Here is a 5,712-nt window from a genome sequence, read left to right on the forward strand (position 1 = left end):
GTGTTGTTCCCGTTTCGGCATAAATATACAATTGTGTAGTGGTGGTTATAGGATCTCCTGCATTTAAAGGTGCTCCTAATCCATTCGGACTTGTAAAATAATTACCAACCGTTAAAGCAGGTAAAAGGTACGAATCACAAACTGTTACATCGGGTAAAGTATCTGGGGTGGGAGTTGTGTTGATAGTTATAGTAAAACTCGTTTCAGCCACACAATTAGGAGTCGTTGCTGATTCAGCATAAACAAACAAAGTGGTCGTTGTGGTGATAACATCATTTGGAAAATAAGCAGTACCTGTACCACCTGGTTGATCAAAATAATTTCCAACAGTTAACAAAGGTAATTGATACGAATCACAAGCTGTTACATCGGCCAAATCATCAGGTTGCGGCGTTGGAATGATAGAAACTTCAAAACTACTTTCATTAGTACAATTAGGCGTAGTGTTGGATGCTGCATAAATATAAACGGTTGCAGAAGTACAAATCAAATCTCCTGCATTGTAGGCAACACCTAATCCATCACTAGCTGAAAAATAATTTCCAACAGTTAAAACAGGCAACTCATAACAATCACATACTGCAACATTCGGTAATACATCAGCAACCGGAACCTCAAGTACGGTTAATTGAATTTGCGTCGTACCATAAAAAGTAGTATTACAATTTCGTTCTACACGAATATAAATAATCTCATCATTTGTTCCGGTATAAGTTGAAGGAGTTCCAATTGGACTCAATCCGTTTTCGGCATCCGAAAGTGAATTATGGAACGTTACAGTATAAGCTGAAGGCTCTAAGCCAATCAAAGCATTGTCAATAGCAATTGTTAAATCAAAAATTTCAAATCCATCACCATCTACATCACATAATGCTGGGATATCTGTAGGTTGCGGCTCAATATCTTCATCAATTAAAATCAAGGTAAACGAAGACGTATTAATACAAGCCTCTCCATCAATTTGAACTGCAGCATAGATTACTTGACCGTCCAATCCGGGATAAGCCGTAGCAGGGTTTATTGGCGAAGCAACATCCAAAGCATCTTGCAAAGAAGTGTGATACGAAATCTCACCTGCAATACCATTAAGGATGGTTGACGTATTTGAAGTTAAATTATAAATACCGTCACAAGAGGTAATATCATCTCCGTCAAGAATACCTGCAGGTTCAAAAAACTCTACAATGGCAAAATCAGTTTGAACACATCCGGCGGCTCCACCAACAATAACGGTGACACCATATGTTCCCGGTTCGCATACACTTATTTGATAGTTTGTTTCTGTTGGTATCACAACACCATCTAAGGTCCATTCATACGTAGCTCCGGTGATGGGAGATGAACCAGCTTGAATTACACTACAAGTGTTTTGACATAAAGCACCACCATTTGCGATTGTTAGATCTCCAAAATTTTCAAAACCATTAGTACCGGTGATGTTTGCAGTACCCACATTAAAGCTTCCTCCTTCAATAAAAACAGCGGAATCCAAAATAGAATCCTGATAATCGCCAATCACCAACTTAATTCGATAAGGAGTATTTGGAAGTACTGTGGCCTGAGCTGTTAAAGGCACTGTTTGACCTCTCATGTTAATAGGCGTATCTAAAACAGGCATAGTTTGATTAAACTGACCAAAGAACTCCGGATTTACAGAGGCACAACCCGCATTATGAGCATTATCTCTGATGGTTAATACCGAAATAGGGGCTCCGTTAGGTAACACCGCTAAATTTTCCCATGTTCCTGTACTCAAATTAGTTAACTTAAACATAAACACATCGGCAAAAGTACACTGGAAACCACCATACTCTTGAGAAGCAAAAATGAAATTAAAACTAAAATTATCAGTTAAAGGAGTAAAATCAAAAGATAGATTTGCAGCGTCATTAATAGAACCGTTTTGGCCAATAGATTGAGCCAAGGCGATTAAATCAGCATCAGTACCTAAGCCACACCCATCACCTCCAACTGCCGGAGTACCATAGTGGCCTTGAACATTTGCAACCGGACCTGTACGCATAACCAAACCTTCTTCAAATGGGAAAGTCGAATTATTTCTTCTAAAATAACCTAAAGGACTCAAACCGTTTCCACAGTTATTAGGCACACTAAAGTTCGAAACTACAGCACAATCTGAATTAATCAAAACTTGAGTAACCAATTGTTGAGCAGTGTATTGAGTAGTGTTTACTGTAACGAATCTTGGAGCAGGTGTATCAATATCAGAACATTGAGGACAGGATGGAACCGGATCAGGAGTGATACTGGAAACAGTAACTGTATTCACTAAGTTACTCGCTAAATTATACGATTGAGGAATCTGAATCTGAACAAGATATTGAACAGTTTCACCTACTGCCAAAACGGGCAAACTGGTAAACATTCCTCCAACACCACCACTTCCATTAGGACCTGACCATGACATGGAGGTGATACCCCCGGGTATATTATCAGATATAGAAACATCAACCGCATCACTTGGTCCTTGATTAGTAATAGTGATAACATAATTAACAGTAGTACCCAAAACATACTGAGCTTGATTATTTGTTTTAGTAGTAACTAAGTTCGCCAAAGGATTTGGCGTGTTCGTATCAACACAATCCGCACAAGCTGGGGTAGGATCAGGAGTAGCACTCGTCACAACCACTTCATAAACCAAATCAGCGGTTTGATCAAAATTACTTGGAATAGGTACTATAATTTCATACGTAACCACCTGACCATTAGTCATCGTGGCTAAAATATCATTCAAATCTCCGGTACCATTGGAACCATTACTACCGGTCCAAGTGACCAATAATGGATCGATTCCGGCAGGAACAACACTTGACACCACAACATTGGTGGCACTGTTAGGCCCTTGGTTGGTTACGGTTATCGTATACGTAGTAGTTTGACCTGCCGTATACGTCGCCGCACCATCAGTGATGACAGTAACGATGTCCGCTTGAGCCAATAATGTAAAACTACTAAGTAAGAAAACACAAAAAAGTAAAATTCTTTTCATATGAGCAAATTTTTATTCGTAATTTAGTTGGTTGTTATATTTTAAACAATAAATAATGTTTTGTTAATTATTAATTAAAGAACCAAATATAAATAATTTATGAGGCCGAGTTTGTTAAATTTGCAAAAAAATACAAATTTCATGACAAATGTTATAATTAAAGAAACAGCCAACGCAAGCATACTAAAATTTGAGCTGTCCGATATAAATTTCAAAAATGCGAATTTCGAATATAAAAACATCGACGAAACAGGCAACAGCCCGTTAGCGAAACAGTTATTCTACCTGCCTTTCGTAAAAACAGTTTACATTTCCGGGAATTTTATTGCCATCGAAAAATTCAGCATTGTGGAATGGGACGACGTAAAAGCCGAAGTGGCCGAACAAATCGAAACCTACATCAATAACGGCGGCGAAGTGGTAACCACTTCAAGCGAAGACACGAAAAAAACACCGATAAGTTTTTATTCCGAAAGTACGCCCAACCCTAACGTAATGAAATTTGTGGCCAACAAAATCCTTACTAAAAAAACGGCCGAATTCAAATCCATCGACGATACAGAGGCATCACCATTGGCAAAAGAGCTTTTTAAATTGCCCTATGTGAAAGAAGTTTTTATGGATGAAAACTACATCTCCGTAACCAAATTCAACACCTTTGAATGGCTCGAAATCACCAACGAAATCAGAAGCTTTATCAAATCGTTTATTGAAAACGGTGGTGTGGTTATTGAAGAAGCCTTAATCAACAACAACCCAAAACAAGAAAAACAAGAAATTGTTAATTTTGACACCTTAGATACTACCTCACAACAAATTATTAACATCATTGAAGAATATGTAAAACCGGCCGTGCAAGCGGATGGCGGAAACATCCTTTTTGATTCCTATAATGAAACCGACAAAAAAGTAAAAGTAATTTTACAAGGTGCCTGCAGTGGCTGTCCCTCCTCAACCTTCACACTAAAAAACGGCATCGAAAACATGCTCAAACAAATGCTTAACGATGAAGCTATTGTGGTGGAGGCCCTAAATGGTTAAAAAACGACAAACATCACTTAAACTCCTTATTTTTAAGGAGTTTTTTTTATTTAAAACCTTTGGAAATGATTCTTTTGTTTACGGATTAGAATACAGAGCATTTTGCTAGTTTTCACTAACCTTGAAACACTACCCTACACCGCTGCTTGTCATCACGCAGGCCTGTCCGCCGCGGCGGAAGGGATCCCATAATCAAAGTCACACAAAGCTTATCAAGTCTTGTTTATCACACCCTGCTTCTCATGCACAGTTTGTCATCCAGACGAAGGAAGACTCCAGCAATAGCGAAAAGGCGAAGCAATCCCATAATCAAAGTCACGCAAAGCTTATCACACCCAATTTGTCATCCATACGTTGGCCTGTCCCCGAGGCGGAAGGACTCTAGCAATAGCGAACAGGGGAAGCAATCCCTTAATCAAAGTCACACAATGCATACCACATCTTGCCTGTCCCGCACAGCTTGTCATCCCGACGTAAGGAGGGATCCCATAATCCAAGTCACATAAAGCATATTATTTTAGGACGGGTCACGTGCCAACAAAATTGAGTCATGGAAGGGCCAAAGCCATAGTAAAGCCATAGTAAAGCCATAGCAAAGCCATAGTTAAAGCAAGTATAAAGCATCAATGGTGACAGATTTTAACAAATATCCTAATTTAGAGACAAGAACAAATAACACAATACAGTCCAAAATATAGTATAGTTGTATAACCATAATAGGATTTATTTAATAACCTGTATAGTTATTTTAGGACGGGTCAACCCCATAGTTACTTCATAGATACTCCATAGATACTCCAATAGATACTCCGACGATACTTTGACTTTAGTTTGACGAAAAGTTTCGTAAACTATAAAAAACTACTTGTTTAGATAAAAAAGACCCGCTAACCAAAGTAATCTTTTCCAACCGGATAAATTTACTAGTACACTTAATTTTATGTAACTCATTCCTCATCCGACTTCCAATCATCCTGATCAAAATCATCAAAAAAATCATCTAAGTTAATAGGATCTTGATAAGCATTTGGATCAGGAGGAATAGCTCCCGGAGGATTAAACAATTCCCACTCATCCCAAAAATAATTAGTGGTATCAAAACTTGCTACCCAATCGATAAACAAAAGTCGGAATTCGTCAATTTCTTTACGAATTAGAAGTACAAAATCTTTATCCATAAATGATTCATGAAAACGCAAACTTCCCACTTGAACATAAAGATGCATCGCATACTCTCTAATTATGGCAGCATTTTGCATACGAATGGTGTACTCATCACCTCCCTCAGCTCCTGCAATTTTGGCAGAAATAATGCTACAATCTTCCAACATCATGTGTTTAGTTGCGTTCAGATAATCGTCATCCACAGGGATAGTCTCCAACAAACCATTGACAAGTCTGAAAATTTCTTCAGCTTTCCTATAAATGGGTAAATTTTGTAATTGATCGATTCTTTTCATACTTACTAACTTGAAATTGTTTTGTACTGCTACTTTTTAAAAAACTAAGTTATTAAATTTTAGATTAAAAATACACTATAAAAAAAACTCCTGATTCCTCAGGAGTTTTTATTGTTTTATCGCTTCAGCGAGAAATGTGCTTTAAATTCTTTCATCTGAGCATCCTCTTCATAGGTTACCGTAAACCAATAATCCGTT

Annotated in this window: 3 protein-coding genes; 1 reads left to right on the plus strand and 2 read right to left on the minus strand. The window is 37.9% G+C overall.

What is annotated here, in order from left to right; genetic code table 11:
• The coding region (locus IEV15_RS14410; protein ID WP_188363247.1) for a choice-of-anchor L domain-containing protein at positions 1-3,013 on the minus strand (3,013 nt) is incomplete at its 3' end.
• A 141-nt stretch (positions 3,014-3,154) separates the two neighbouring features.
• Here IEV15_RS14410 and IEV15_RS14415 point away from each other — a divergent pair.
• The gene (locus IEV15_RS14415; RefSeq protein ID WP_188363248.1) at positions 3,155-4,054 is read left to right on the plus strand and encodes a NifU family protein; all 900 of its coding nucleotides are present in this window, start codon (positions 3,155-3,157) and stop codon (positions 4,052-4,054) included.
• A gap of 947 nt (positions 4,055-5,001) precedes the next feature.
• Here the strand turns inward: IEV15_RS14415 and IEV15_RS14420 are convergent.
• Positions 5,002-5,514: a hypothetical protein gene (locus IEV15_RS14420; protein ID WP_188363249.1), complete on the minus strand. Its 513-nt coding sequence runs from the start codon at positions 5,512-5,514 to the stop codon at positions 5,002-5,004.
• Between the last annotated feature and the right edge of the window lie 198 nt (positions 5,515-5,712).

The organism is Flavobacterium orientale (assembly GCF_014638005.1).
Lineage (GTDB): Bacteria > Bacteroidota > Bacteroidia > Flavobacteriales > Flavobacteriaceae > Flavobacterium > Flavobacterium orientale.